We start from the raw sequence: 25,340 nt of genomic DNA on the forward strand, positions 1-25,340 counted from the left end.
GCGTTATGTAAGCTTGGCCTAGACAAGCACGCACTATGTAGAATGCGCGAATTCGGAAAATACAATGATAGATGATCGACGAACCCTTCTTAAATGGCTGATCACAGGTGCCGGAATAGCTGCATTGGATGCGGTGGCAGGCCCCTCGACAAAGATTGCACATACAAAAACTTTTAACGTTGTCGTAGTAGGTGGTGGGTTTGCAGGTGCCACATTCGCTCGCACGTTAAAACGACTAATGCCCAATACTGCAATAACGTTGATTGAGGAGTATCCGGAATACTTCTCGGGCCCCCTCAGCGCAGAGTACCTAGTAGGAAAACGTAGTGAAGAGACATTAACGTTTGACTATACAAAACTTATATCCGAAGGAATAAACGTCGTACATGAGCGCGCGCTGACAATTGATTCCGCTAAACGAGTAGTAGAAACAGAGCAGTCCACCTACCGGTACGACAGATGCATCGTCGCTGCTGGTATCAGCTTTGATTTTGAATATATAAAAGGTTATAGCAAAGCGCTCGCCGATGTCTTTCCACATGCATGGAAAGGCAAAGAACAGTTGAGTAACCTAAAGAACCAACTGGATGAAATGCCAAACGGCGGCACGGTTCTGATGTCTTCCCCTAACACAGAGTACAGGTGCCCGCCGGGCCCGTATGAACGGGTGAGTCAGATTGCGGAATACCTGAAAGCGCACAAACCAAACTCGAAAATTATCTTCCTTGACTCCAAAGAGAGATTTCCCAAGCAAGCACAGTTCGAATTGGCCTGGAAGCAGTTATATGGATATGGCACCGCGAAAAGTATTATTACTTGGATTGGCGCACAACAAGGTGGAACGGTTACAGAACTGAGGGCGGACACTCGAGAGCTTGTTTGCCAAGCCGGCATATTCAAAGGAGACGTCATCAATATTATTCCCAGACAAAAAGCCGATCTTTTCACTGATGCAAACGGCCTGACTGGCGATAACGGCTGGTGCCCGGTAAATACGCAGACATTTGAATCATTGAAGATCCCGAACGTTCACGTCATTGGTGATGCCGCAGATGCTCACAGCTTGCCAAAATCGGCATTTGCGGCCACGTGTCAAGCACGGGTCTGTGCCCTGGCGGTGTACTCGCTATTCAATAAGTTGCCTCCTATGACACCAGAATACATGAATGTTTGCTTCAGCCTCTGCGCCACTCATTACGCCATTTCGGTGACAGTAAGCTATCGCCAAAATCCACAAACAAATAAAATCGATGTCATCTCGACAAATATCACACCACTCGACGCCCCGAAAACTCAATACATAAGTGAAGTACAGTCGGCCTATGCAATGTTTAACAGCATGGTAATCGGCGCCTTTGGCTAATTCATGAAGTGTGAAGTGACGATAAATGGATTTTCAAAAATACGGATATTAATTCATGGTCTCTATCAAGGAAACAGACTTTTTAGCGACCCTAACAAGTATGGGAATCGCTTACACACTTGCAGTAACGGGCTCAACAGCCAGAGGGGAGGTACGCAAGAATACATCTCGGTACGACTACGTATCGGACATTGATGTACTTTGCCTCGTAGCCCCTAAAGATATACAGCAAACCCTGCTCTGCAAATGCCTCTGCGAGCAAGGAAGCTCGCTCATATTAATGAGCAGTGAAGCTCTAAAATCCCCCTCGAACGCGGTTCTTTGCATGGAGCCTGATTGGCTTGGGAAAAATGGTCTTTTTTTAAGCAGACCTGACTTTGCCGGATTCCGCACAGCTGAGTTCCTGGCCTACCAGACGCAGCCTTTGGCGTATTATAAAGCCCAATTGAATAATTCAAAAACACAGATCGAGCGTAGACTTTATAGCAAAATTTGCATTACCTGCTTAAAACTACTTTATCTTTCTGAAAACTTAGAAAAACGCAGTTTCGTATTCGAACATGAACTTAAACTTTACAACTTCCCCAAAGTAAATGCCACGCTTGTGAAGAACATTATCAACAGAGAACTTCCAGACGATCTGTTGCAGTCTGCCGCACAGCACTTAGAAAACCTAGTTTCACAGTGCTCGCTCATTACTGAAAGTGCAGTTTCCCTTGACTCAACGGCTCTCTACTTCTCAGATAAAAATCAGAATGCCGACAAAATAATCGAAGCCGTGTTCGTCGAAAACAACAAGCTGAGCAGAGCACAAAGCTTATTTTTAAAGGCCAATTGAATGATAGATATAATAGCGACCCTTGGCCCTGTCGGAACCGACTCACACATCCAAGCTGCGCGCGTTGGATCTACTGTCTCACTTCACTCTACCTTTCATGCTGCAATTGAGCATGCGAAAAAATTTAGAACTGGATTATTGGTACCTGCGGGTTTTAGAGAAGACCGTGACGGAAAACAATTTTCATGGGTGGACTTTCACTTTGAGTATTTAGATTCTTTTGAACTCCAAAGTGTATGGTTTGAAAAAACATTACCCATGGGGTTACTGCACAAATCTTATGATTCGATTGCACTCCATCCTTCGACGTGCTCACTGATAACCGACCTGGACGCCTACAAGGAAATCAAATACACCCGATCAAAAGTTGATGCTTACCAACGTTACAGCCAAGGAGAGGTTGCCTCGGTGTTGGCAAGCACTTCGATGTTTAATCAAATATTTGATCAACCTTATATTAAATCCCGGTTCAATCCAACAATGGTCTGGTGTCTTTACAGAACGCTGACTTGTTTGACGTGAGCACTGTTTAACAGGCAGCCAACTCTCTGCATACTCGAGGACGGTGCAATCCCTGCGAAAACTTCAGCTCCGGACACAATTAAAAGGAAAGGCAGTGAGGCGTACTAAAAACCAAATCATCATACTTCTATGCTTTGTTATATCGCTCACAGAACGATTCACACAGGCATCGATACCGCTCATTGTAAACCATTTGAGTCTGTCGGAATTTGAAATGTCTTTATTTTTAAGCGCCATGTCCGCCTCTACTGTTTTTGTAGGTTTGGCCATAGCACCATCAATTGACAACTATGACCAAAGACGTTTTCTCTGCCTGATAGGCTTATTTACGATAGTTGCATCTTTATCATTTTTTCTATTCAATCAAAACCAAGCACTTTTGTGGGGCTGCCTTCTGACATTCAATATCGGCGCCATACTGCGTATAATAAATTTTCGCCGACTTTCAGCCATAAACCACGAAGTAGATAAATCCAAACTTTCCCAAGCCCACACTCGCATGCAGCTATCGATAACTTTAGCGATGGCTCTGGCGCCCATACTCCTCGCAGTAACGGCTACTGACAACTATTTGCACCTCGCTTTTGGCCTACTTGTAAGTTCCATAATTTTAAGCAGTTGCACGTCATCGATCCCGCCCCGCCCCAAAGACTTAACATCAATAAAGTCAGACCGCATCGCTTCTCAAATGCTTACATCAGCCCATCATTTTATATTTATAGGCATGTTATTGTCCGGCCTTTTTCTCAGCACCTTGCTCAAATACTGTCAAAGCATATCGGCAAACCCAATACAACTTTACTCAAACATTTTACTCTCACAAGTTATAGGCCTAATTATTGCCAATAGTATTTTCGAGCGTTTCTTCGCCGGCCAATTCAACCGATATGGCCTTTTAATAATTACCATAGCTATCGCTGAACTGGCTTTTATTTACACTACGTCAGATGTCGTGATAATTGCCCTTGCCTTTGTCGTTGGCGTGTCTTTTCAAATTATGTTTCTGAGATCCCACAATCAATTTCAGCGCACAATCCCACATGGCTTGACAGCTAAAGCAAATGGTACCCGTGGACTGTACACTTTCATCGGAATCACCATCGGTTACTTCGCAGGCCCTCTACTATATAAATATGGCGGAGCCCCTTTGGTTTTCACGACATGCTGCGCCGTGGCGTTGCTTTTTTTCTGCGTACTCAATCATCTAACCCCCTCTAATTCACACGCTTGCGCCGGTGACCGCTAGGGACAGATCAATGTCAGCTCGACTAATAGCCAAGTGGAGAGATAAATAATGATAGCGCCTTGGAAGTTTCAATGTGAAAACCTCCACATTCAGTTTGAAGCGGAATTTTCTTCGAGGGTTCCAAAGCCTGCACTCGCGCAAGCGCTACAGTTCTTGCCGAATGATGCTGTAATTGGAAACACTGTACTTCTGACCATTTCCAGAATGCGGTCAACTTGCTTTACCGAAGATGATTTTATTACAAGCCATGAAGCCATTTTAAAAATCGCGATTACATTAAACTCCGTTCGCTATTACTTCCCGGTACTTGCTGTTGTCGACGCACCGCACTCCATTGCACGCGGAGCCTTACTGGGCTATTTGAAAGACATTGGCACCGTAGAAACCAAAAACAATCTTAGTCAATTTGAGTGGAAAAATACTAAAAACTTTATAAGCTTAAAGTCCACACATGACGAGATTGAAGATATCTTACTGCTTCCGCACCTCACCTTTCGAAACTATCGCACACCTGATGTAGAGGTAAAAGGCCTGTCAACACTGGATATCAGTGACTACACATGTACGCCGACTCTACGATGCACCTCGATAGCCGCTGAACTTCCCGTTCTGAAAACTCTGGGAATATCACCCATCACGACGTACAAGCTCGGCATGTTATCAGACTCATTTACGCTCAATGGGTGCACCTATGTATAATATCCTTTTTATTGGAAAAGGTTTGATTACTACGTCTTTGGCCGAACATCTCAGCAAAACCGAGTGGAAAATTGACTACTTCTCTCGGACAATGACAAGATTGAACTTAATTGATTTCTCAGAATATGACTATGTAGTTTCTTGCCTTCCCAGCGCAGAAATTGCCACAAAAGTCTGGAACAATATCTTATCAGCTGCTCTGACCAACCAGGCCTTCCAGACAATATTCATTGAACTTTCAACACTCACCTGCAGCGCCATCGCGCAAATAGGCAACTCCTTTAATGATGAGCAGTTGACTTTTATTGAAGCTCCTTTTACAGGCAGCAAAACGGGAGCATTGAAAGGTAGCCTGATCTATTTCGTGCACTCGGAAAGCGCAGACACTCAACATGACCCATTCCTCAAAGCTACTTCTTCGAAAATTTACACGTTCGACTTTATCAGCACAGCAACACAATTCAAATTATTCTATAACCTTTGGGGACTGACTACGCTTGGACTTCTTGGCCAAATGCTACACCTGATGGAGACACTGCCCCAAAGCGAATTGGCCGTAAAAATAATAACCTCACATGATGACTTCTGGATGAATTCAATCGTCCGACAAAAGCTCAACCAAAGCCTGGCACGAAACCATCAGGACATTCATTGCAAGTTAAAGTATGCAAAAAAAGATATAGAGTACGCCCTAGATGAATTTAGCGGTTATAGGTTGGATTTATCTCGATGCCTACTTTCTATTTTAGAGGCGGATCAAAGTAGGTGTTATGACGATCTAGACTTCACCGCAATGAGTGAGTTTTTCCAGTGACGGAATTACGCCCGATCACTCGCCAAGCGGAAAACACACTAGCACTAGCCAAGTATCCTGAAGCACAACCTCACTGGGTAGCGGATATGGCTTTTGCAACGCCAGACGCCATAATTTCCGCTGTCAGAAAAAGGATTGAAGAGGGACACTTCTCTTATCCTAACATCCCGTATTCCGTTTACGAGTCTATCCAGCACTGGTGCAAAAATCAGTATGATTGGAGCATACAGAAAGAATGGATAGTTATAGTTCCGAATACGATATCGGGTGTCAGGACAGCTATCAAAAGCACGTGTCCTCAGGGAACTGTCATGCTACAGTCACCCAATTACAACAAACTGCTTAATTTAAGCAAGGGTTTTCATTTAACACCTTACACAATTGAGTTGACCGATAACGGCAGGCCTTTTACCCTTAGCGATCTACGTCATATAAAACAGACCAATCCGTCTGCAATTGTTCTATGCAACCCTACTAACCCGACTGGCATTGTTTCAATTCAAGAGGAGCTTGAAAGCCTAGCGTTGAGCATTAAAAACCTTGACACAATCGTCATCTCCGATGAAGCTCACGCAGATATAATTCTGGGGCAGCGCCGCCATCTACCAGCGGGCTCGATAAAAGGATTGGAGAATAAATCCATTACCCTTTTATCCCCAAGCAAAACCTTTAACTTAGCCGGTATATCCATCGCCTACGCTGTTATCCCATGCCCAAAAATTCGCGATAAGTTTAAAGAAACCCAGACATTTTATGCCTCGGGCATAAACGCATTGGGGCTTGTGGCGCTTGAAAGTGCTTACTTCAATTGTTCAGATTGGCTCCAAGCACTTCTGCAACAGCTCAAGAGCAACCAAAAAGTCCTCCACACTACATTACGCCATACGTCCCTTAAGTATAAGCCTTCAGAAGCGACCTACCTCGCCTGGATTGATACCCGCGAGACCGACGGCGATGTTTTCGACAAGCTTCTGCAAGCAGGAATTGCAGTATCCAACGGTGAAGAGTTCGGTTCTCCCGGTTGGATCAGGTTTAATTTTGCATGCCCGCAAGATCAGCTGACAACTGCGACATGCACCTTTTTAGATTTATTCAGGAATATCAAATGAAAATTCTCATTACTGGTGGCGCCGGCTACATTGGTAGCACTATCTGCTTGGCACTCGCCGATGCCGGGCATCAGCCGGTTATTCTTGATGAGCAAGCCCTCCCTGCTAATGAAACCTATAATAAATTCTCATACTATCAAGGGGACATTGCTGACAAACATCTTTTGACACAAATCATCGGCGCCCACCCTGACCTATCCTTGGTCATTCATTGCGCTGCCAAAATTGACGTAGCAGAGTCGATTTCACACCCAAGTATTTATTATGAAAACAATTTTTCAAAGTCGATAAGCATGGTTAGCCACCTGCTTGACCTTGGCGTAAAAAAGTTAATTCTAAGCGGAACGGCAGCGCTTTATAGTGCAGACAATGCGCATAGTTTCGATGAGCATGCCCCCCCTACCCCGATGAGCCCATATGCCAGATCCAAGTACTTTCTTGAACTGGCGCTCAAAGATATCTCTAACACCAAGGACTTTCAGTTTCTCATCTTCCGATATTTCAACCCCATTGGCAGTGATCACACATTCAGAACGGGCTTCAGAGGCAGCAACAAAAGCAGCCTATTAAATTCTCTGATCCAATGCGCCACATTGAGGCAGCCGTTTCAAATCAACGGAACTGATTGGAATACCCGAGATGGCTCTACTGTTCGGGACTTTGTGGACGTCGCAGACCTCGCAGCCGCCCACGTGCTGGCCGCACTCGCCTTTGACAACAATAGCTTAGCGGTGCCATTGAATCAGTTTGAGATGCCGGTCATCAATCTGGGCTCCCAGCGGGGCGTTACGGTTCAGGAGTTTGTGTCAGCGTTCATGAGCGCCACTAAATCTGATTTGGTCGTAAACAGGGCTGAGCGCCGTCCGGGTGATATTGTTGGTGGCTATGCCTCCAGTAGGTTGGCCCGTGAACTATTGGGATGGGCACCTTCAACTTCACTTCAGACATCTATTCTTAATTCGATCCGTTGGGCGTCCACCTTATGAAAACAGGTGGGACGCCACTTCTGCAGAGCGCATCAATGCATCGCCGTCTATCGTGGTGATAATCAGGAAATCCGCAATGACCTTCAATCACCCAAAACTATTTGGACCGACCGATCAATCCGGATTTCGTCGTACGTCACTCGTACACCATACGCCAATATTTCAACGCCGGCCGCTTTGGCTTCGAGCAACGCGGCAGCATAGATTGCGTCGATTTCCTTGGCCGGCCGCACCGCATCAACCCCCGATAGACACACGCAGTACAACTGCACCGCCCGCACACCTTCACGCGCCAAGTGCGCCAGCTCACGCAAATGCTTGGCACCGCGCTGGGTCACGGCATCAGGAAAGGCCGCCACGGAAGAATCGTCAAACCCCAGCGTCACGCTTTTCACCTCCACATAAGCTGCGCCCTGGGGATATTCCAGGCGAAAGTCGATACGGCTTTTCTCCTGCCCGTAAGGCACCTCGCGCTTCAGCGCGGTAAAGCCGTTGAGCTCAGTGATTACCCCAGCACGCAACGCTTCTTCGACCAGCTGATTGGCGCGCGCCGTGTTGATGCATGCCAATCGGCCCTGAGGCGTTTCGGCGATTTCCCAGGTGCCTGGCAGCTTGCGCTTGGGGTCATCGGAACGGCTGAACCAGACCTGCCCACCCTCTAGCATGCAATTGAGCATCGAGCCGGTGTTCGGACAGTGAATAGTCAGCAACTCGCCGGCATCCGTTTCGATATCGGTGAGAAAACGCTTGTAACGGCGAATCAGCCGCCCTTGTTCCAGAGGAGGATGAAAGCGCATCAGCCTTGCCAACTCTGCAAGCCGCGAGCAATGCGCTCCACAGCCTCTTCTAGCCGTTCAAGGTTTTGCGTGTAGGCAAAACGCACATGGTGACCGGCTTGATGCCGGCCGAAATCCAGCCCCGGTGTAAAAGCGACATGTTCGGTTTCGAGGAAGTGGCGACAGAACGCGAAGGCATCACCGCCGAACGCGCTGATATCGGCATACAAATAGAAAGCGCCCTCAGGTTCTACGGCAATACCGAAGCCCAAGTCACGCAATGCCGGCAGCAGAAAGTCCCGACGGCGACCGAATTCAGCGCGGCGCGCCTCCAGAATCTCCAGGGTTTGTGGGGTAAAGCAGGCCAGCGCCGCGTGCTGGGCCATACTTGGTGCGCTGATATAGAGGTTTTGCGCCAGCTTCTCCAGTTCCCCGACAGCGGCGGGAGGCGCTACCAGCCATCCCAGGCGCCAGCCGGTCATACCGAAGTACTTCGAAAAACTATTGAGCACAAAGGCATCATCGTCGACTTCCAGTACGCTGGCAGCCTCAGTGCCGTAGGTGAGGCCGTGATAGATCTCGTCTACGACCAAGTGGCCCTTGCGCGCCTTGATTGCCCTCGACAACCCGGCCAATTCGTCACGCGTAAGAATCGTACCGGTCGGGTTGGCAGGCGAAGCCACCAGCGCGCCGACGCTGTCGTGATCCCAATACCGCTCAACCAGATCGGCATTCAATTGGTAACGCACCTCCGGACCTACCGGCACCAGCTGCGCAGCCCCCTCCACCAACCGCAGGAAATGCCGGTTACAGGGGTAGCCGGGGTCCGCCAGCAGCCAGTGCTTGCCGGGGTCCACCAACAGACTGCTCGCCAATAACAAGGCGCCGGAGCCACCGGGCGTAATCAGAATGCGCTCAGGATCGACATCCAGCCCGTAGCGCTGCTGATAGAACCCGCTGATGGCCTCACGCAGCTCAGGCAACCCACGAGCCGCGGTATAGCGGGTCTTGCCGTTGGCCAAGGCCGTCTGCCCCGCCTGAATGATCGGCTCGGCCGTGGTGAAGTCCGGCTCACCGATTTCCAGATGGATCACATCATGACCCGCCGCCTGCAGCTCATTGGCGCGCGCCAGCAACGCCATGACATGAAAAGGTTCGATGGCGCGACTGCGCGCACTATAGGGCTGAGCCATTAGCCTTCCTTAACCGAGAGGACAAAATCCGGATTCTACCGAACCCACGCCGTAAAACATGTTCTATTGCCTGCTCGGCCACTTGAACGGTGCGGGCACACACGCGCAAAACGACTAAAATCAGTATTCGAGACGATTCATACCCAGCCACGACGGGCCGCTGCTATTTACGCCCCCGTGCGATGGGCCTCGACAACCGGGAGTGGCGCACCCCGAATCTATCTGGTAAGTTCGCCCGCTTGCAGCCGCAGGGCCGGCAGGTGTCGGTGACGTTGCAATCCTGCGCAATGGATTAGAAGAGTGAGAGGCGGTCTATTCATGTCCACCCAAGCAAAGCAACAACAATCCTCAGCCCTCAGCGGCTTCACACCTTATGTCGAGACAAAAGGTGAGGAGTACATGGGTGAGCCCATGCGCAAACACTTCTCCAATATCCTGAAGAAGTGGAAGCAGGACTTGATGCAGGAAGTCGACCGTACGGTTGACCACATGAAGGACGAAGCCGCCAACTTCCCGGACCCGGCCGACCGTGCCAGCCAGGAAGAGGAATTCGCCCTCGAGTTGCGCGCCCGTGATCGCGAACGCAAGCTCATCAAGAAAATCGACAAGACCCTGCAACTGATCGAAGACGAGGAATACGGCTGGTGCGAATCCTGCGGCGTCGAGATCGGTATTCGCCGCCTGGAAGCTCGTCCTACCGCAGACCTCTGCGTAGACTGCAAGACCTTGGCTGAAATCAAGGAAAAACAGGTCGGCAAATAATTCCTGCCGAACTGAACGAATGGGGCGTGCGAACGCCCCATTTTGGTTTCTGGGATTTACCGAATTCCAGTAGTATCCGGCCCATGACAGCCTCTACCTATATCGGGCGTTTCGCCCCCACGCCCAGCGGCCACCTGCATTTTGGCTCGCTGGTTGCAGCCCTCGCCTCCTACCTCGATGCTCGCGCCAACCATGGCCGCTGGCTGATGCGCATGGAAGATCTCGACCCTCCGCGTGAAGAACCCGGCGCCCAGGCGGCTATTCTGCATGCCCTGGAAAGCTACGGCTTTGAATGGGATGGCGAACTGGTCCGACAAAGCGAGCGGCATGATGCCTACGCCAAAGTGCTGAATGACCTGTTCAGCCACGGTTTGGCGTACGCCTGCACCTGCTCACGCAAACAGCTGGAAACCTACAACGGGATTTACCCGGGCCTGTGCCGCAATGCCGGTCACGATCAGCAGGACGCCGCCATCCGTTTGCGTGTTCCAGAGTTGGCGTACCACTTTACCGATCGTGTACAGGGCGAATTCCGACAACACCTCGGCCGCGACGTGGGCGACTTCATTATCCGGCGTCGAGACGGCCTCTATGCCTACCAATTGGCCGTAGTGCTCGACGATGCCTGGCAAGGGGTGACCGATATCGTGCGCGGGGCCGACCTGCTCGACTCCACACCGCGCCAACTGTATCTGCAAGAGTTGTTAGGGCTGCGCCAGCCGCGCTATCTGCACGTGCCGCTGATCATCCAGCCGGACGGTAACAAACTGGGCAAATCCTACCGTTCTCCACCGCTGGCACCCGACCAGGCCACGCCGTTGCTATTGAGAGCATTGCGTGCCCTTGGCCAGCAACCGGGCGACGAACTGCTCCACGCCAGCCCACGGGAGCTGCTCGATTGGGGCATTGCGCACTGGGATGCCGCAAAGATCCCGCGCACACTCACGTTGGCGGAAGCGCAATTAAGCTGAAGGCGCTTGCAGCTTGCCAGCCATCCGTTACCATCGCCGCACGTTTTCACACAGAGGCCAACATGTACATCTATCGATTGGTCCTGCTGCTGGTCGTCGGGATCTACCTGTTTTCCCCCGCCATCATGGATTGGTGGATCGACGCCACGGGCGCCTGGTACCGCCCTTATCTGCTGTGGCTGATCCTGATCGTCGTGACTTTCATCCTGCAGAGCCAAAAAGATGCCGATGAGCTTTAGCCTCACCCAGATGCTGCTGATCAGCGCCGCCTACCTGGCCGCGTTGTTCGGCGTCGCCTGGATCAGTGAGCGCGGAATGATTCCGCGGGCGATCATTCGCCATCCGCTGACCTACACCTTGTCCCTGGGCGTCTACGCCAGTGCCTGGGCGTTCTACGGCACCGTGGGCCTGGCCTATCAGTACGGTTATGGCTTCCTTTCCAGCTACCTCGGGGTCTCCGGCGCATTCCTGCTGGCGCCCGTGTTGCTGTATCCGATCCTGAAAATCACCCGCACCTATCAGTTGTCGTCCCTGGCAGACCTGTTTGCCTTTCGCTTTCGCAGCACCTGGGCCGGCGCGCTGACCACCGTATTCATGTTGATTGGCGTCCTGCCCTTGCTGGCCCTGCAGATCCAGGCGGTGGCCGACTCCATCAGCATCCTGACCCGCGAGCCGGTGCAGCATCGCGTTGCCCTGGCCTTCTGTGCGCTGATCACCCTGTTCACGATTTTCTTCGGCTCGCGCCATATTGCCGCCCGCGAAAAACACGAAGGCCTGGTATTCGCGATAGCCTTCGAGTCGGTCATCAAGCTGATCGCCATCGGTGGCGTCGGCCTCTACGCGCTGTATGGCGTGTTCGACGGCCCGCAACAGTTGGAGCTGTGGCTGCTGCAAAACCAGACCGCCCTCGCCGCCCTGCACACGCCCTTGCAGGAGGGCCCGTGGCGCACGCTGCTGCTGGTGTTCTTCGCCTCGGCGATCGTGATGCCGCACATGTACCACATGACCTTCACCGAGAACCTCAACCCGCGCTCACTGGTCAGCGCCAGTTGGGGCTTGCCGCTGTTCCTGTTGCTGATGAGCCTGGCGGTGCCGCTGATTCTGTGGGCCGGCCTGAAGCTGGGGGCCACCACCAACCCGGAATACTTCACCCTCGGCGTCGGTATCGCCGCGAATAACCCGGCCCTGGCGCTACTCGCCTACGTGGGCGGTTTATCGGCGGCCAGCGGCTTGATCATCGTGACCACCCTGGCCCTGTCGGGGATGGCGCTCAACCATCTGGTACTGCCGCTCTACCAGCCGCCCGCCGAAGGCAATATCTACCGCTGGCTGAAATGGACGCGCCGCGCACTGATCGTCGCCATCATCATGGCCGGCTATGGTTTCTACCTGCTGCTGGGCGCCGGGCAAGACCTGGCCAACCTCGGGATCGTCGCGTTCGTCGCCACCTTGCAGTTCCTGCCGGGCGTGTTGTCGGTACTGTACTGGCCCACCGCCAACCGCCGTGGTTTTGTCGCCGGGCTGCTGGCCGGCATCCTGGTGTGGATCGTCACCATGTTGTTGCCGTTGGTCGGCAACCTCCAGGGTTTCTACATCCCGTTGCTGAATATGATTTACGTGCTGGATGACACCAGCTGGCACATGGCGGCGATCGCGTCCCTGGCCGCCAACGTGCTGATGTTCACCCTGATCTCGCTGTTCACCAACGCCAGCCCCGAAGAAACCAGCGCCGCTGAAGCCTGCGCGGTGGATAACGTACGTCGCCCACAACGCCGCGAGCTACACGCCGCCTCACCCCAGGAGTTCGCCACGCAACTGGCCAAGCCACTGGGTGCCAAGGCGGCCCAGAAAGAAGTCGAACAGGCATTGCGCGATCTCTACCTGCCGTTCGACGAGCGCCGCCCCTATGCGCTGCGCCGCCTGCGTGATCGTATCGAAGCCAACCTTTCCGGCCTCATGGGGCCGAGCGTGTCCCAGGACATGGTCGAAACGTTCTTGCCCTACAAGGCCGGCGGTGAAAACTACGTCACCGAAGACATCCACTTCATTGAGAGCCGGCTGGAGGACTACCACTCACGCCTTACCGGCCTCGCCGCCGAACTCGATGCGCTACGCCGCTACCACCGCCAGACGCTGCAAGAGCTGCCGATGGGCGTGTGCTCCCTGGCCAAGGATCAAGAGATCCTGATGTGGAACAAAGCCATGGAAGAACTCACCGGCATCGCCGCCCAGCGGGTAGTAGGTTCACGCTTGAATACCCTGGGCGAGCCGTGGAAAGAACTGCTGCAAGGCTTCATCAACCTGCCCGACGAACACTTGCACAAGCAGCATCTGGCCCTCGACGGCCAGACCCGCTGGCTCAACCTGCACAAGGCGGCGATTGACGAACCCCTCGCCCCCGGCAACAGCGGCCTGGTGCTACTGGTGGAAGACCTGACCGAAACCCAGATGCTCGAAGACAAACTGGTGCACTCTGAGCGCCTGGCCAGCATCGGCCGACTGGCGGCGGGCGTCGCCCACGAAATCGGCAACCCGATCACCGGTATCGCCTGCCTGGCGCAGAACCTGCGCGAAGAACGCGAAGAAGACGGCGAGATCACCGAGATCAGCGGGCAAATCCTTGAGCAGACCAAACGTGTTTCGCGCATCGTGCAATCGCTGATGAGTTTCGCCCACTCAGGGGCGCATCAGAACCAGGATGAAGCCGTGTGCCTGGCCGAAGTGGCGCAAGATGCCATTGGGCTGCTGGCCTTGAACCGGCGCAATTTCGAAGTACAGTTTTTCAATCTGTGCGACCCGGATCACTGGGTCGACGGCGACTCCCAACGTTTGGCGCAGGTGTTGATCAATCTGCTGTCCAACGCCCGTGACGCATCACCGGCCGGCAGCGCGGTACGTGTCAAGAGCGAGGCTTTCGAGCACACGATCGACCTGATCGTGGAAGACGAAGGCAGCGGCATTCCACAGAACATCATGGACCGATTGTTCGAACCTTTCTTCACCACCAAGGATCCAGGTGAAGGTACCGGTCTGGGCCTTGCACTGGTCTATTCCATCGTTGAAGAGCATTATGGACAAATCACCATCGACAGCCCGGCTGACACCGAAAGCCAACGCGGCACCCGTATCCGGGTGACCTTGCCGCGTCATGTCGAAGCGACGTCCGCTGTGAACTGAGACCGTCGAGAGAATTGAATCAATGCCGCACATTTTGATCGTCGAAGACGAAACCATTATCCGCTCTGCCTTGCGTCGCCTGCTTGAACGTAATCAGTATCAGGTCAGCGAAGCCGGCTCGGTGCAGGAAGCCCAAGAGCGATTCAGCATTCCCACGTTCGACCTGATTGTCAGTGACCTGCGCCTGCCGGGCGCACCGGGCACCGAGCTGATCAAGCTGGGCCAGGGCACCCCGGTGCTGATCATGACCAGCTATGCCAGCCTGCGCTCGGCGGTGGACTCCATGAAGATGGGCGCGGTGGACTACATCGCCAAGCCCTTCGACCACGACGAGATGCTCCAGGCCGTGGCCCGCATCCTGCGCGACCGGCAGTCGGCCGGCAGTGCACAGGCCGAACCGCGCCCCGCTGGCAAGGCCGCCAACGGCGCGGACAAGCCTGGGGTCGACAACAGCAATGGCGAGATCGGCATCATCGGCTCGTGCCCACCGATGCAGGACCTTTACAGCAAGATCCGCAAGGTCGCGCCGACCGACTCCAATGTATTGATCCAGGGCGAATCGGGCACCGGTAAAGAACTGGTGGCCCGTGCGCTGCACAACCTGTCCAAGCGCGCCAAGGCACCGATGATTTCGGTGAACTGCGCGGCGATCCCCGAGTCGCTGATCGAGTCCGAACTGTTCGGCCATGAGAAAGGCGCGTTCACTGGCGCCAGCGCCGGGCGTGCGGGCCTGGTGGAAGCGGCGGACGGCGGCACCTTGTTCCTCGACGAAATCGGCGAACTGCCCCTGGAAGCCCAGGCGCGATTGCTGCGGGTACTGCAGGAAGGCGAGATTCGTCGCGTCGGCTCGGTGCAGTCACAGAAGGTCGACGTGCGATTGATCGCCGCGACCCACCGTGACCTCAAGAGCCTGGCCAAGATCGGCCAGTTCCGGGAAGACTTGTATTACCGCCTGCACGTCATCGCCCTCAAGCTGCCGGCGCTGCGCGAGCGTGGTGCCGACGTCAACGAAATCGCCAACGCGTTCCTGCTGCGTCAAAGTGCGCGCATCAACCGCACCGACCTGAAATTCGCCGCGGACGCCGAGCAGGCGATTCGGCATTACTCGTGGCCGGGTAACGTGCGAGAGCTGGAAAACGCTGTCGAGCGTGCGGTGATCCTGTCGGAAAGCCCGGAAATTTCCGCTGAACTGCTGGGCATCGATATCGAACTCAGCGATCTGGAAGATGATGACTTCCTCGACCTGGCTCCACAGGCGGGCGGCGGTAGCAATACCAGCCATGAACCGACGGAAGATTTGTCACTGGAAGACTACTTCCAGCATTTCGTCCTGGAGCATCAGGACCACATGACCGAGACCGAACTGGCCCGCAAGCTTGGCGTGAGCCGCAAGTGCTTGTGGGAACGGCGCCAACGCCTGGGTATTCCACGGCGCAAGACCGGGGTAGCCAGCGAAAGCTGAGTGCGCGCGCCTGCGGGTAACACCCTCAGATGTGAAAAAACTGTTACCGCAGAATTTTTACGTAACAAAAGCCGGGGCTTACGGTAACGAAGCCCCGGCTTTTTTTCGTCCGAAAAAACCTCGAAAACCCACCAACCCCCCGTTTTTGCTGGGCGGTGCAAAAGTTGGCACGCACCCTGCTATATGCTTAGTACAAAAACAATAACAAGCTTTGTACAAGACAATAAAAATAAGACGAATCGACTCACGCATAACAAAAACAACACGGCGGAGGCGCAGCTAACTGATTCTTTTGGAGAGGCGTTGCATTTGGGGCTTGCCCCGCAACCAGGCCGAGAACAACAAAAAACTGCCCTAAGGCAGAGCCTGAACTGGTTGGATCGTAGATCAGCAACACAGCGACCAAAGCAATCCGTTTGCTCTTGACTCCCGATTGGGAGTGTCATGAAGGTAAAGCTTCCTGACGAGGGCGATCAACAAAAACAAGAAGCCCGCAATCAATAATAAAAATAGAGCACGCAACTACTTCTGGGGGAGCTTCGGCTCCCCTTGTAGTTTCCGGCGTTTCGCTTGAGCGCTTTGACGATTTAAGGCTTATGGCGCAAGGCCGCAGCTTGTTCCTACACCATCCCCCGACTAAATGCTAGAATCCCCGCCCATCATGCGGTCATTCTTCGTTATGGCCGAACATTCCTTCAAACAGTGCATCCCATGCTGAAGAAGTTGTTCCAGTCATTCCGTTCTCCCTTGCGTCGTACGCAACACAAACGCAGCACGCCTGAAGTGCTCAACAGCAGCCAGCATTCGCTGCAACGCGCTCAATTCAGCCGTTATGCGGTGAATATCGTCGAACGGCTGCAGAACGCCGGCTACCAGGCTTATCTGGTGGGTGGGTGCGTACGCGACATGCTGCTCAATATCACGCCCAAGGACTTCGACGTCGCCACCAGCGCCACGCCTGAGCAAGTGCGCGCCGAGTTTCGCAATGCGCGAATCATCGGCCGACGCTTCAAGCTGGTGCACATCCACTTTGGTCGCGAGATCATCGAGGTCGCGACGTTCCGTGCCAACCACCCGCAAAACGACGAGGAGGAAGACACCAACCAGTCTTCTCGCAACGAGAGCGGGCGCATTCTGCGGGACAACGTCTATGGCACCCTGGAAGAAGACGCGCAACGCCGCGACTTCACCATCAACGCCCTGTATTACGACCCGGTCAGCGAGCGCATTCTCGATTACGCCAATGGCGTCCATGACATTCGCAATAACCTGATTCGCCTGATTGGCGATCCGGTCCAGCGCTACCAGGAAGACCCGGTCCGTATGCTGCGCGCGGTGCGCTTTGCCGCCAAGCTGAACTTCGGTATCGAGAAGCACACGGCCGCGCCGATTCGTGAACTGGCGCCAATGTTGCGCGAAATTCCTTCCGCGCGCCTGTTCGAAGAAGTGCTCAAGCTGTTCCTCTCGGGCTACGCCGCCGACACGTTCGAAATGCTGGTCGACCTGCAGTTGTTCGACCCACTGTTCCCGGCCAGCGCCGAGGCCCTGGAATACAACCCGACCTACACCCACACGTTGATCAGCGAAGCGCTGATCAACACCGACCTGCGCATCAAGCAGAACAAGCCGGTAACCCCGGCGTTCCTGTTTGCCGCCCTGTTGTGGCCTGCCCTGCCCAAGCGTGTACTGCGCCTGCAAGAGCGCGGCATGCCGCCGATTCCTGCCATGCAGGAAGCCGCTCACGAGCTGATCGCCGAGCAGTGCCAGCGCATCGCCATCCCGAAACGCTTCACCATGCCGATCCGCGAGATCTGGGACATGCAGGAACGCCTGCCACGCCGCAGCGGCAAACGCGCCGACCTGCTGCTGGACAACCCGCGTTTCCGCGCCGGCTACGACTTCCTGTTGCTGCGCGAAAGCGCTGGGGAACAGACCGACGGTCTGGGCGAATGGTGGACTGACTATCAGGACGCCAATGACAGCCAGCGCCGCGACATGATTCGCGACCTCGGCAGCAAAGGTGACACAGAAGGCCCGAAAAAACGTCGCCGCAGCGGTGCCAAACGCAAGCGCAGCGGCGCCGATGCCGCAGGCGAATAACCGTGGAACGCATCTACATCGGCATGGGCAGCAACCTCGCTGCCCCGCAGCAGCAATTGCGCAACGCCTTGCAGGCGTTGGCGCTATTGCCCGGTACCACCCTCGCAGGGGTATCGGCGTTCTATCAAAGTGACTCCCTGCTCCCAGGCCAGCCGCGCTTTACCAATGCTGTTGCGGCGCTGGACAGCAGCCTGGCGCCACTGGAGCTGCTGGATGCGCTGCAAGCCATCGAGCATAACCAGGGCCGCGAACGCCTGGAACGCTGGGGGCCGCGCACGCTGGACCTGGACATCGTGCTGTTTGGCGATCGCCTGATCGACGAGCCCCGCCTGAAAGTACCGCACTACCAGATGCATGTTCGACCGTTCGTGCTGTACCCATTGGCCGAATTGGCCCCTGCCGATCTGCAACTGCCGGATGGCCAGCGACTCAGCGCATTGCTTGAAGCTTGCCCGTTTGTCGGCCTGGAACGCTTGCCTGATTGAATCCAGGAGCAGGCCCACCTTGCTCGCGAAATACGTCAAAACACCGCGTTTATCCAGGCACGGCGTATTATCGTTAACGACCTTCGCGAGCAAGCTCGCTCCTACAATCGCATCAGTAACACAGGTAACACCCCGCTCGTAACAATGCGGTAACACATCCAATTGACTTCCCGTGTCCTCCTCACGACTATAGGCGTCCCGCCGCCGCCAACCCGGCGCTGAAGGGCGCAATCCAGGCCATATAAGCACTGCTTTCAAGACAGTGCGCCTGTATAAACGAAGACTCACGCGCGTTACTCGCTGTTTCCAAGCGCCTGAACGAGGACCCTTTTCATGCCAAGCATTACCCTGACCACCTTGCAGAGCCTCAAGCTCAAGGGTGAAAAAATCACCATGCTGACCTGCTACGACGCCACCTTCGCCCACGTCAGTTGCCAGGCCGGGGTCGAGGTGCTCCTGGTGGGCGACTCCCTGGGCATGGTTCTTCAAGGGAATGACAGCACCCTGCCGGTGACCACCGAGGAACTGGCCTACCACACCGCCAGCGTCAAGCGCGGTAACGACGGCGCGTTCATCATCGCCGACCTGCCATTCATGGCTTACGCCACCCCCGAGCAGACATTCCAGAACGCCGGCAAACTCATGCAAGCTGGCGCGCACATGGTCAAGATCGAGGGCGCCGTATGGCTCGCCGACTCGATTCGCCTGCTGGCTGAGCGCGGAGTTCCGGTGTGTGTGCACATGGGGCTGACGCCGCAGTCGGTGAACATCCTCGGCGGCTACAAGGTTCAAGGCCGCAATGAAGCCCAGGCACGCCAGATGCGCGCCGATGCCATTGCCCTGGAACAGGCCGGCGCCGCGATGATCGTGCTGGAGTGCGTACCGAGCGAACTGGCCGCTGAAATCACCCAAGCCGTCAAAGTGCCGGTGATCGGCATTGGTGCCGGGTCCGCAACCGATGGTCAGGTACTGGTGGTGCACGACATGCTTGGCCTGTCCATAAGCGGCCATGTGCCCAAGTTCGTAAAGAACTTCATGGACGGCCAGGACAGCATCCAGGCAGCACTGAGCGCCTACGTTCGTGAAGTCAAAGCAGTAACCTTCCCAGGCGCCGAACACGGGTTCTCTGCATGAACACTGTCAAGACCGTACGTGAACTGCGGGCCGCCGTGACCCACGCGCGCAGCGCCGGCAAGCGCATCGGCTTCGTGCCGACCATGGGGAACCTGCACAGCGGCCATGCCACCCTGGTCACCAAGGCGGCTCAGCAGTCGGACTTCGTGGTCGCGAGTATCTTCGTCAACCCGCTGCAATTCGGCGCCGGCGAAGATTTGGACAAATACCCTCGCACCCTCGCCGCCGACCAGGAAAAGCTGCTGCAAGCCGGCTGCAACCTGCTGTTTGCACCGACCGTCGAAGAAATGTACCCAGGCGGCATGACGGGCCAGACCCGCGTCAGCGTCCCGCAGCTGTCCGAAGGCCTGTGCGGGGCCAGCCGCCCCGGGCACTTCGAAGGCGTGGCGACGGTGGTCAGCAAGCTGTTCAACATGGTCCAACCGGACATGGCCGTATTTGGCCAGAAGGATTACCAGCAGTTGGCGGTGATCCGTGCCATGGTCCATGACCTGAACATGCCGATCCAGATCATCGGCGAGCCCACCGTGCGTGCCGAAGACGGCCTCGCGCTGTCTTCGCGCAACGGCTACCTCACCGAGGAGCAGCGTGCCATTGCCCCGGTGCTCTATCGCAGCCTCAGCCAGATTGCCGCGTCGATCAAGGCAGGTGACAAAGACTTCGCCACGTTGCGTGCCGAACAGGTGCAGCAGATCGAAGCTGCCGGCCTGCGCGTCGACTACCTTGAAGTGCGCCAGGGCGTGCATCTGCGTCCAGCCACGGCCGAGGACCGCGATGTGGTGATTCTGGTAGCCGCCTATCTGGGCGCCACTCGCCTCATCGACAACCTGCATCTGACCCTCAACTGAACACCTTCATTTGCCCTCCTCGCTGGGCCGGTATAAAAAAGTACCGGCTACAGCGCAGACAAAGCCAAGACATATCGACACGCTAGGTTTAATGTAATCGCCCTGCGCTCTTGGTTAGCGCTGTCCGGCATCGGCCGCTTGATCAAAGACAGGACGTTCCGGACTTTGAAGTGTCCTAAAGGCAGTCCCCGTAATAAAAAGGAAACCCGCAGCGATGGCGTACTACCGCACTCCTCATGACGTTACCGCTCTGCCCGCCTGGCAAGCGCTCAATCAACATCGCCAAGCCATGCAGGATTTCAGCATGCGCGAGGCATTCAATGCCGATCCCCAGCGCTTTTCCCAATTCACCTTGAGCAGCTGCGGGCTTTTCCTCGATTACTCGAAAAACCTCATCACCCGCGAAACCCGTGACCTGCTGGTGGGCCTGGCCAACGAAGTCGGCCTCAAGGACGCGATCAACTCGCTGTTCGCCGGTGAGCCGGTCAACTCGTCCGAAGGCCGACCTGCCCTGCACACCGCCCTGCGCCGCCCAGTGGGCGACAAATTGTCGGTCAACGGCGTGAACATCATGCCGGACGTGCACAAGGTGCTGAACCAGATCACGGACCTGGTCGGCCGCATCCACGACGGCCTGTGGCGGGGTTACACCGAGAAGCCGATCACCGACGTGGTGAACATCGGCATCGGTGGCTCGTTCCTCGGCCCGGAGCTGGTCTCCGAAGCGCTGTTGTCCTACGCCCATAAAGGTGTGCGCTGCCATTACCTGGCGAACATCGACGGCAGCGAGTTCCACGAACTGACCATGAAACTGCGCGCCGAGACCACGCTGTTCATCGTCTCGTCGAAATCCTTCAACACCCTCGAAACCCTGAAAAACGCCCAGGCCGCCCGCGCCTGGTACCTGGCCCAGGGTGGCTCGGAAGCGGAGCTGTACCGCCACTTCATCGCCGTGTCGAGCAACAACGCAGCGGCGGTAGCTTTCGGTATCCGCGAAGAAAACATCTTCCCGATGTGGGACTGGGTCGGCGGCCGTTACTCGCTGTGGTCGGCCATCGGCTTGCCAATCGCCCTGGCCATCGGCATGTCCAACTTCAAGGAACTGCTGTCCGGTGCCTACACCATGGACCAGCACTTCCAGAACGCGCCATTCGAAGCCAACATGCCGGTACTGCTGGGCTTGCTGGGCGTGTGGTACGGCAACTTCTGGGGTGCGCAGAGCCATGCGATCCTGCCGTACGACCACTATCTGCGTAACATCACCAAGCACTTGCAACAGCTGGACATGGAATCCAACGGCAAGAGCGTGCGCCAGGACGGTACACCGGTGTCCACCGATACCGGCCCGGTGATCTGGGGTGGCGTAGGCTGCAACGGTCAACACGCTTACCACCAGTTGCTGCACCAAGGGACCCAACTGATCCCGGCCGACTTCATCGTGCCGATCGTCAGCTTCAACCCGGTGTCCGACCACCATCAGTGGCTGTACGCCAACTGCCTGTCGCAGAGCCAGGCATTGATGCTGGGCAAAACCCGCAGCGAAGCCGAAGCCGAACTGCGCGACAAGGGCCTCCCGGAAGCCGAAGTACAGAAACTGGCGCCGCACAAGGTGATCCCGGGCAACCGTCCAAGCAACACCCTCGTGGTTGAACGCATCAGCCCGCGCCGCCTGGGCGCCCTGGTGGCGATGTATGAACACAAAGTGTTCGTGCAGAGCGTGATCTGGGGCATCAACGCCTTCGACCAATGGGGCGTGGAGCTGGGTAAAGAGCTGGGCAAAGGCGTCTACAACCGCCTGACCGGCACCGAAGAGACCTCCGCCGAGGACGCTTCGACCCAGGGCCTGATCAACTACTTCCGTGGTCGTCACCGCGGCTGATAGCGGTAGCACAGGGCCAACGTCCGCTTGGACGTTGGCCTTGAACCCTCCCCCCACAGGGTGCATCTTTATGACTTGTCGCAAAACAAGAATAAGGAGCGCTCATGTTCGATATCAGCCAGTATCCCCACGCCGATGCCGTCCGCCGGGCTGCGCAACTCAGTCAAGAGGACTACCAGCGCCTCTATCGTCAATCCATCGAGCAACCCGATGCCTTCTGGGCTGAACAAGCCAAGGGCTTTCTCGACTGGATCACCCCCTGGCATACCGTGCACAGCGCCGATATCCGCAGCGGCGCCGCCCAATGGTTCGCCGGCGGCCAACTGAACGTCAGTTACAACTGTATCGACCGTCACCTGGCACAACGTGCCGATCGACCGGCCATCATCTGGGAAGGCGATGATCCTGCCCATGCTTGCAGCATTACCTACCGCCAACTCCACCAGAAGGTCAGCCGCCTGGCCAACGTACTGAAAAGCCGTGGCGTGAAGAAAGGCGACCGGGTGTGCATCTACATGCCGATGATTCCCGAGGCCGCCTACGCCATGCTGGCCTGCACGCGAATCGGGGCCGTGCACTCGGTCGTGTTTGGCGGGTTCTCGCCGGATGCCCTGCGCGATCGCATTCTCGACGCCGACTGCCGCACCGTGATAACCGCCGATGAAGGCGTACGCGGCGGCAAGCCGATCGCACTGAAGAAGAATGTCGACAAAGCCCTGGCCAGTTGCCCGAACGTCAGCACGGTGCTGGTGGTACAACGCACGGGCGCTGCCGTGAACTGGAGCGAGGGCCGTGACCTTGCGTACCAGCAAGCCCTGGATACCGCCAACGAGCACTGCCCGCCCGAGCCGATGGATGCCGAAGACCCATTGTTCATCCTCTACACCTCCGGCAGCACCGGCAAACCCAAGGGCGTCCTGCACACCACCGGAGGCTACCTGCTGCAGGCGGCGATGACCTTCAAATACGTGCTCGATTACCGCGACGGCGAAGTGTTCTGGTGCACGGCCGACGTGGGTTGGGTCACCGGGCACAGTTACATCGTGTATGGTCCGCTGGCCAACGGCGCCACCTCGCTGATGTTCGAAGGCGTGCCGAGCTACCCCGACAGTTCGCGCTTCTGGCAGGTGATCGACAAACACCAGGTCAATATCTTCTATACCGCTCCCACCGCGCTGCGCGCCCTGATGCGTGAAGGCCACGGCCCGCTGGAGCACACCTCACGCGCCAGCCTGCGCCTGCTGGGCAGCGTCGGCGAGCCGATCAACCCGGAAGCCTGGGATTGGTATTTCAACGCGGTGGGCGAGCAGCGCTGCCCGATTGTAGATACCTGGTGGCAGACAGAAACCGGCGGCATCATGCTCAGCCCACTGGTCAGCGCTCAGCGCATCAAACCCGGCTGTGCGACCCGGCCAATGTTTGGCGTACAGCCCGTGCTGCTGGACGAGCACGGCAAGGAACTCAGCGGCGCCGGCAGCGGCATTCTCGCGATCAAAGCCAGCTGGCCGGGGCAGATCCGCAGCGTCTACGGCGACCCGCAGCGCATGATCGACACCTATTTCAAACCTTACCCCGGCTACTACTTCACCGGCGACGGCGCACGCCGCGATGAAGATGGCGACTATTGGATCACTGGGCGCATCGACGACGTGATCAATGTCTCCGGGCATCGTATCGGTACCGCCGAAGTGGAAAGCGCCCTGGTGCTGCATGACCAGGTGGCCGAGGCCGCAGTGGTGGGCTACCCCCATGATGTCAAAGGCCAGGGCATCTACGCGTTCGTTACGCCGATGAATGGCGTGGAACCCAGCGACGCCTTGAAGCAACACCTGCTGGACCTGGTAAGCCAGGAAATCGGCAGCTTTGCCAAGCCGGAACTGATCCAATGGGCGCCGGCCTTGCCGAAAACCCGCTCGGGCAAGATCATGCGACGCATATTGCGCAAGATCGCCTGCAACGAACTGGACAGCCTCGGTGATACCTCGACCCTGGCCGACCCCAGCGTCGTGGACGGCCTGATCGACAAACGCCTGAACCGATAGGAAACCCCGAGTCGCCATGGAATTTATCCGCAGCCGCATCGAATCCCAACTGATGAGCCTGACCGGCCTGTCACTGGGCCAGCTGGATCTGGAAAACCCCAAGGGCGATCCGGGCCTGTTCGGGCCGAACTCGGTGAGCTGGCAAGTGCATGGCGACTTCAGCAGCATGCTCATCGGCGGCATCAGTGCATTGATGCTGCAAGCCTTGCATCCCCTGGCGCTGGCCGGCGTGTGGGACCACTCGAATTTCCGCCAGGACATGCTCGGGCGCCTGCGCCGGACCTCGCAGTTTATTTCCGGCACCACCTTCGGCTCGCGTAAAGATGCCGAATGGCTGATCGAAAAAGTCCGCACCATTCACCTGCAAGTGGTCGGGCATGCCCCGGACGGGCGGCCCTATGCGGCCAGCGACCCGGAGCTGTTGACCTGGGTGCATGTGGCTGAGGTCAGCAACTTCCTGGCCGCGCACCTGCGTTATTGCAACCCGCATCTGTCGGGGCGTGATCAGGATCGTTACTACAGCGAAATCGCCTTGGTCGCCGAACGGCTGGGCGCCAGGCATGTGCCGCGTTCACGGCAGGACGTTTCAGATTATCTGGCACGCATACGTCCGCAGTTGCTGTGCGACGAACGCAGCCGTGAAGTGCTGCGCCTGCTGCTCAATGCTCCCGCCCCAAGCACCCTGGCCAAACCCTTCGGCAGCCTGATGATGCAAGCCGGGATCGACCTGCTACCGGACTGGGCCAGTACCCTGCTTGAACAACACCAGAGCCCGCTGCAGCGTCAGATGATCCGCGCGGGGGTCAAGCGCAGCGCGCCGCTGCTGCGTTGGGCAATGCGCAATGGTTCGGTGCAACGCGCCCATCGACGGATGGGGCTGATGTAGGCCGGCGCCTATAGCTGTTAAACTCCGCGCCCACCTTTACCCCCATTG

The 25,340-nt window shown here is 56.0% G+C and carries 22 protein-coding genes; 20 read left to right on the plus strand and 2 right to left on the minus strand.

Annotated elements, in window-relative coordinates:
• Positions 1-64 precede the first annotated feature (64 nt).
• The 8 genes from DK870_RS07465 to galE all read left to right on the plus strand — a co-directional run bounded on the left by DK870_RS07465 (position 65) and on the right by galE (position 7,577).
• A complete protein-coding gene (locus tag DK870_RS07465) occupies positions 65-1,363 on the plus strand; it encodes an FAD-dependent oxidoreductase (protein WP_090365815.1) in 1,299 nt (432 codons plus the stop codon).
• A 55-nt stretch (positions 1,364-1,418) separates the two neighbouring features.
• The gene (locus DK870_RS07470; protein ID WP_161548361.1) at positions 1,419-2,201 is read left to right on the plus strand and encodes a hypothetical protein; all 783 of its coding nucleotides are present in this window, start codon (positions 1,419-1,421) and stop codon (positions 2,199-2,201) included.
• Positions 2,202-2,723, plus strand: coding sequence for a hypothetical protein (locus DK870_RS07475; protein ID WP_143038177.1), 522 nt, complete (start codon positions 2,202-2,204; stop codon positions 2,721-2,723).
• A 94-nt stretch (positions 2,724-2,817) separates the two neighbouring features.
• Entirely contained in the window at positions 2,818-3,969 is a 1,152-nt protein-coding gene (locus DK870_RS07480; protein ID WP_372241664.1) for an MFS transporter, read from the plus strand.
• Positions 3,970-4,017: 48 nt separating this feature from the next.
• Complete coding sequence (locus DK870_RS07485; RefSeq protein ID WP_161548363.1) at positions 4,018-4,668, plus strand: hypothetical protein; 651 nt, start codon at positions 4,018-4,020, stop codon at positions 4,666-4,668.
• Complete coding sequence (locus DK870_RS07490) at positions 4,661-5,482, plus strand: NAD(P)-binding domain-containing protein (protein WP_161548364.1); 822 nt, start codon at positions 4,661-4,663, stop codon at positions 5,480-5,482. The genes DK870_RS07485 and DK870_RS07490 overlap by 8 nt, the downstream gene beginning before the upstream one ends.
• Positions 5,479-6,591, plus strand: coding sequence for a MalY/PatB family protein (locus DK870_RS07495; RefSeq protein WP_090365809.1), 1,113 nt, complete (start codon positions 5,479-5,481; stop codon positions 6,589-6,591). Before DK870_RS07490 ends, DK870_RS07495 begins: the two co-directional genes overlap by 4 nt.
• Entirely contained in the window at positions 6,588-7,577 is a 990-nt protein-coding gene (gene galE, locus DK870_RS07500; protein ID WP_161548365.1) for a UDP-glucose 4-epimerase GalE, read from the plus strand. Before DK870_RS07495 ends, galE begins: the two co-directional genes overlap by 4 nt.
• A gap of 83 nt (positions 7,578-7,660) precedes the next feature.
• Here galE and sfsA read toward each other — a convergent pair whose 3' ends face one another.
• Together sfsA and DK870_RS07510 are read right to left on the minus strand one after the other, a co-directional pair.
• Complete coding sequence (gene sfsA / locus DK870_RS07505; protein WP_090365807.1) at positions 7,661-8,374, minus strand: DNA/RNA nuclease SfsA; 714 nt, start codon at positions 8,372-8,374, stop codon at positions 7,661-7,663.
• Positions 8,374-9,546, minus strand: a complete 1,173-nt coding sequence (locus tag DK870_RS07510; protein WP_161548366.1) for a pyridoxal phosphate-dependent aminotransferase — start codon at positions 9,544-9,546, stop codon at positions 8,374-8,376. The genes sfsA and DK870_RS07510 overlap by 1 nt, the downstream gene beginning before the upstream one ends.
• Positions 9,547-9,864: 318 nt before the next feature.
• Here DK870_RS07510 and dksA point away from each other — a divergent pair, with 318 nt between their 5' ends.
• The 12 genes from dksA to DK870_RS07570 all read left to right on the plus strand — a co-directional run bounded on the left by dksA (position 9,865) and on the right by DK870_RS07570 (position 25,292).
• Positions 9,865-10,308, plus strand: coding sequence for an RNA polymerase-binding protein DksA (gene dksA / locus DK870_RS07515; RefSeq protein WP_060752245.1), 444 nt, complete (start codon positions 9,865-9,867; stop codon positions 10,306-10,308).
• Positions 10,309-10,391: 83 nt separating this feature from the next.
• Positions 10,392-11,279 carry a tRNA glutamyl-Q(34) synthetase GluQRS gene (gene gluQRS, locus DK870_RS07520; RefSeq protein ID WP_161548367.1) on the plus strand — a complete coding sequence of 296 codons (888 nt, stop codon included), beginning with the start codon at positions 10,392-10,394 and terminating at the stop codon, positions 11,277-11,279.
• A 62-nt stretch (positions 11,280-11,341) separates the two neighbouring features.
• The gene (locus DK870_RS07525; protein WP_003176118.1) at positions 11,342-11,518 is read left to right on the plus strand and encodes a hypothetical protein; all 177 of its coding nucleotides are present in this window, start codon (positions 11,342-11,344) and stop codon (positions 11,516-11,518) included.
• Entirely contained in the window at positions 11,502-14,456 is a 2,955-nt protein-coding gene (locus DK870_RS07530) for a sensor histidine kinase (protein WP_161548368.1), read from the plus strand. Before DK870_RS07525 ends, DK870_RS07530 begins: the two co-directional genes overlap by 17 nt.
• 22 nt (positions 14,457-14,478) lie before the next feature.
• Positions 14,479-15,918 carry a sigma-54 dependent transcriptional regulator gene (locus tag DK870_RS07535; RefSeq protein WP_161548369.1) on the plus strand — a complete coding sequence of 480 codons (1,440 nt, stop codon included), beginning with the start codon at positions 14,479-14,481 and terminating at the stop codon, positions 15,916-15,918.
• Between the two features lie 711 nt (positions 15,919-16,629).
• Positions 16,630-18,018, plus strand: a complete 1,389-nt coding sequence (locus DK870_RS07540; protein WP_060752249.1) for a polynucleotide adenylyltransferase PcnB — start codon at positions 16,630-16,632, stop codon at positions 18,016-18,018.
• Positions 18,019-18,020: 2 nt separating this feature from the next.
• Complete coding sequence (gene folK / locus DK870_RS07545) at positions 18,021-18,503, plus strand: 2-amino-4-hydroxy-6-hydroxymethyldihydropteridine diphosphokinase (protein WP_161548370.1); 483 nt, start codon at positions 18,021-18,023, stop codon at positions 18,501-18,503.
• A 333-nt stretch (positions 18,504-18,836) separates the two neighbouring features.
• On the plus strand, positions 18,837-19,637 hold the full coding sequence (gene panB, locus DK870_RS07550; protein WP_161548371.1) for a 3-methyl-2-oxobutanoate hydroxymethyltransferase: 801 nt from the start codon (positions 18,837-18,839) through the stop codon (positions 19,635-19,637).
• A complete protein-coding gene (panC, locus tag DK870_RS07555) occupies positions 19,634-20,485 on the plus strand; it encodes a pantoate--beta-alanine ligase (protein ID WP_060752252.1) in 852 nt (283 codons plus the stop codon). Before panB ends, panC begins: the two co-directional genes overlap by 4 nt.
• A 214-nt stretch (positions 20,486-20,699) precedes the next feature.
• Positions 20,700-22,364 (plus strand): glucose-6-phosphate isomerase, encoded by a 1,665-nt coding sequence (gene pgi / locus DK870_RS07560; protein ID WP_060752253.1) that lies wholly within the window; start codon positions 20,700-20,702, stop codon positions 22,362-22,364.
• Positions 22,365-22,468: 104 nt separating this feature from the next.
• A complete protein-coding gene (gene acs, locus DK870_RS07565; RefSeq protein WP_161548372.1) occupies positions 22,469-24,406 on the plus strand; it encodes an acetate--CoA ligase in 1,938 nt (645 codons plus the stop codon).
• 16 nt (positions 24,407-24,422) lie between these two features.
• A complete protein-coding gene (locus DK870_RS07570; protein ID WP_090365794.1) occupies positions 24,423-25,292 on the plus strand; it encodes an oxygenase MpaB family protein in 870 nt (289 codons plus the stop codon).
• Positions 25,293-25,340: the final 48 nt, after the last annotated feature.

It is taken from the genome of Pseudomonas sp. Q1, from assembly GCF_009935975.1.
GTDB lineage: Bacteria > Pseudomonadota > Gammaproteobacteria > Pseudomonadales > Pseudomonadaceae > Aquipseudomonas > Aquipseudomonas palleroniana.

What these genes read in the sequence shown, in the direction of transcription:
- DK870_RS07465 (WP_090365815.1), top strand. Translation starts at nt 65, where the DNA reads ATGATAGATGATCGACGAACCCTTCTTAAATGGCTGATCACAGGTGCC.
- DK870_RS07470 (WP_161548361.1), top strand. Translation starts at nt 1,419, where the DNA reads ATGGTCTCTATCAAGGAAACAGACTTTTTAGCGACCCTAACAAGTATG.
- DK870_RS07475 (WP_143038177.1), top strand. Translation starts at nt 2,202, where the DNA reads ATGATAGATATAATAGCGACCCTTGGCCCTGTCGGAACCGACTCACAC.
- DK870_RS07485 (WP_161548363.1), top strand. Translation starts at nt 4,018, where the DNA reads ATGATAGCGCCTTGGAAGTTTCAATGTGAAAACCTCCACATTCAGTTT.
- DK870_RS07490 (WP_161548364.1), top strand. Translation starts at nt 4,661, where the DNA reads ATGTATAATATCCTTTTTATTGGAAAAGGTTTGATTACTACGTCTTTG.
- galE (WP_161548365.1), top strand. Translation starts at nt 6,588, where the DNA reads ATGAAAATTCTCATTACTGGTGGCGCCGGCTACATTGGTAGCACTATC.
- sfsA (WP_090365807.1), bottom strand. Translation starts at nt 8,374, where the DNA reads ATGCGCTTTCATCCTCCTCTGGAACAAGGGCGGCTGATTCGCCGTTAC.
- DK870_RS07510 (WP_161548366.1), bottom strand. Translation starts at nt 9,546, where the DNA reads ATGGCTCAGCCCTATAGTGCGCGCAGTCGCGCCATCGAACCTTTTCAT.
- dksA (WP_060752245.1), top strand. Translation starts at nt 9,865, where the DNA reads ATGTCCACCCAAGCAAAGCAACAACAATCCTCAGCCCTCAGCGGCTTC.
- gluQRS (WP_161548367.1), top strand. Translation starts at nt 10,392, where the DNA reads ATGACAGCCTCTACCTATATCGGGCGTTTCGCCCCCACGCCCAGCGGC.
- DK870_RS07525 (WP_003176118.1), top strand. Translation starts at nt 11,342, where the DNA reads ATGTACATCTATCGATTGGTCCTGCTGCTGGTCGTCGGGATCTACCTG.
- DK870_RS07530 (WP_161548368.1), top strand. Translation starts at nt 11,502, where the DNA reads ATGCCGATGAGCTTTAGCCTCACCCAGATGCTGCTGATCAGCGCCGCC.
- DK870_RS07535 (WP_161548369.1), top strand. Translation starts at nt 14,479, where the DNA reads ATGCCGCACATTTTGATCGTCGAAGACGAAACCATTATCCGCTCTGCC.
- DK870_RS07540 (WP_060752249.1), top strand. Translation starts at nt 16,630, where the DNA reads ATGCTGAAGAAGTTGTTCCAGTCATTCCGTTCTCCCTTGCGTCGTACG.
- panB (WP_161548371.1), top strand. Translation starts at nt 18,837, where the DNA reads ATGCCAAGCATTACCCTGACCACCTTGCAGAGCCTCAAGCTCAAGGGT.
- panC (WP_060752252.1), top strand. Translation starts at nt 19,634, where the DNA reads ATGAACACTGTCAAGACCGTACGTGAACTGCGGGCCGCCGTGACCCAC.
- pgi (WP_060752253.1), top strand. Translation starts at nt 20,700, where the DNA reads ATGGCGTACTACCGCACTCCTCATGACGTTACCGCTCTGCCCGCCTGG.
- acs (WP_161548372.1), top strand. Translation starts at nt 22,469, where the DNA reads ATGTTCGATATCAGCCAGTATCCCCACGCCGATGCCGTCCGCCGGGCT.
- DK870_RS07570 (WP_090365794.1), top strand. Translation starts at nt 24,423, where the DNA reads ATGGAATTTATCCGCAGCCGCATCGAATCCCAACTGATGAGCCTGACC.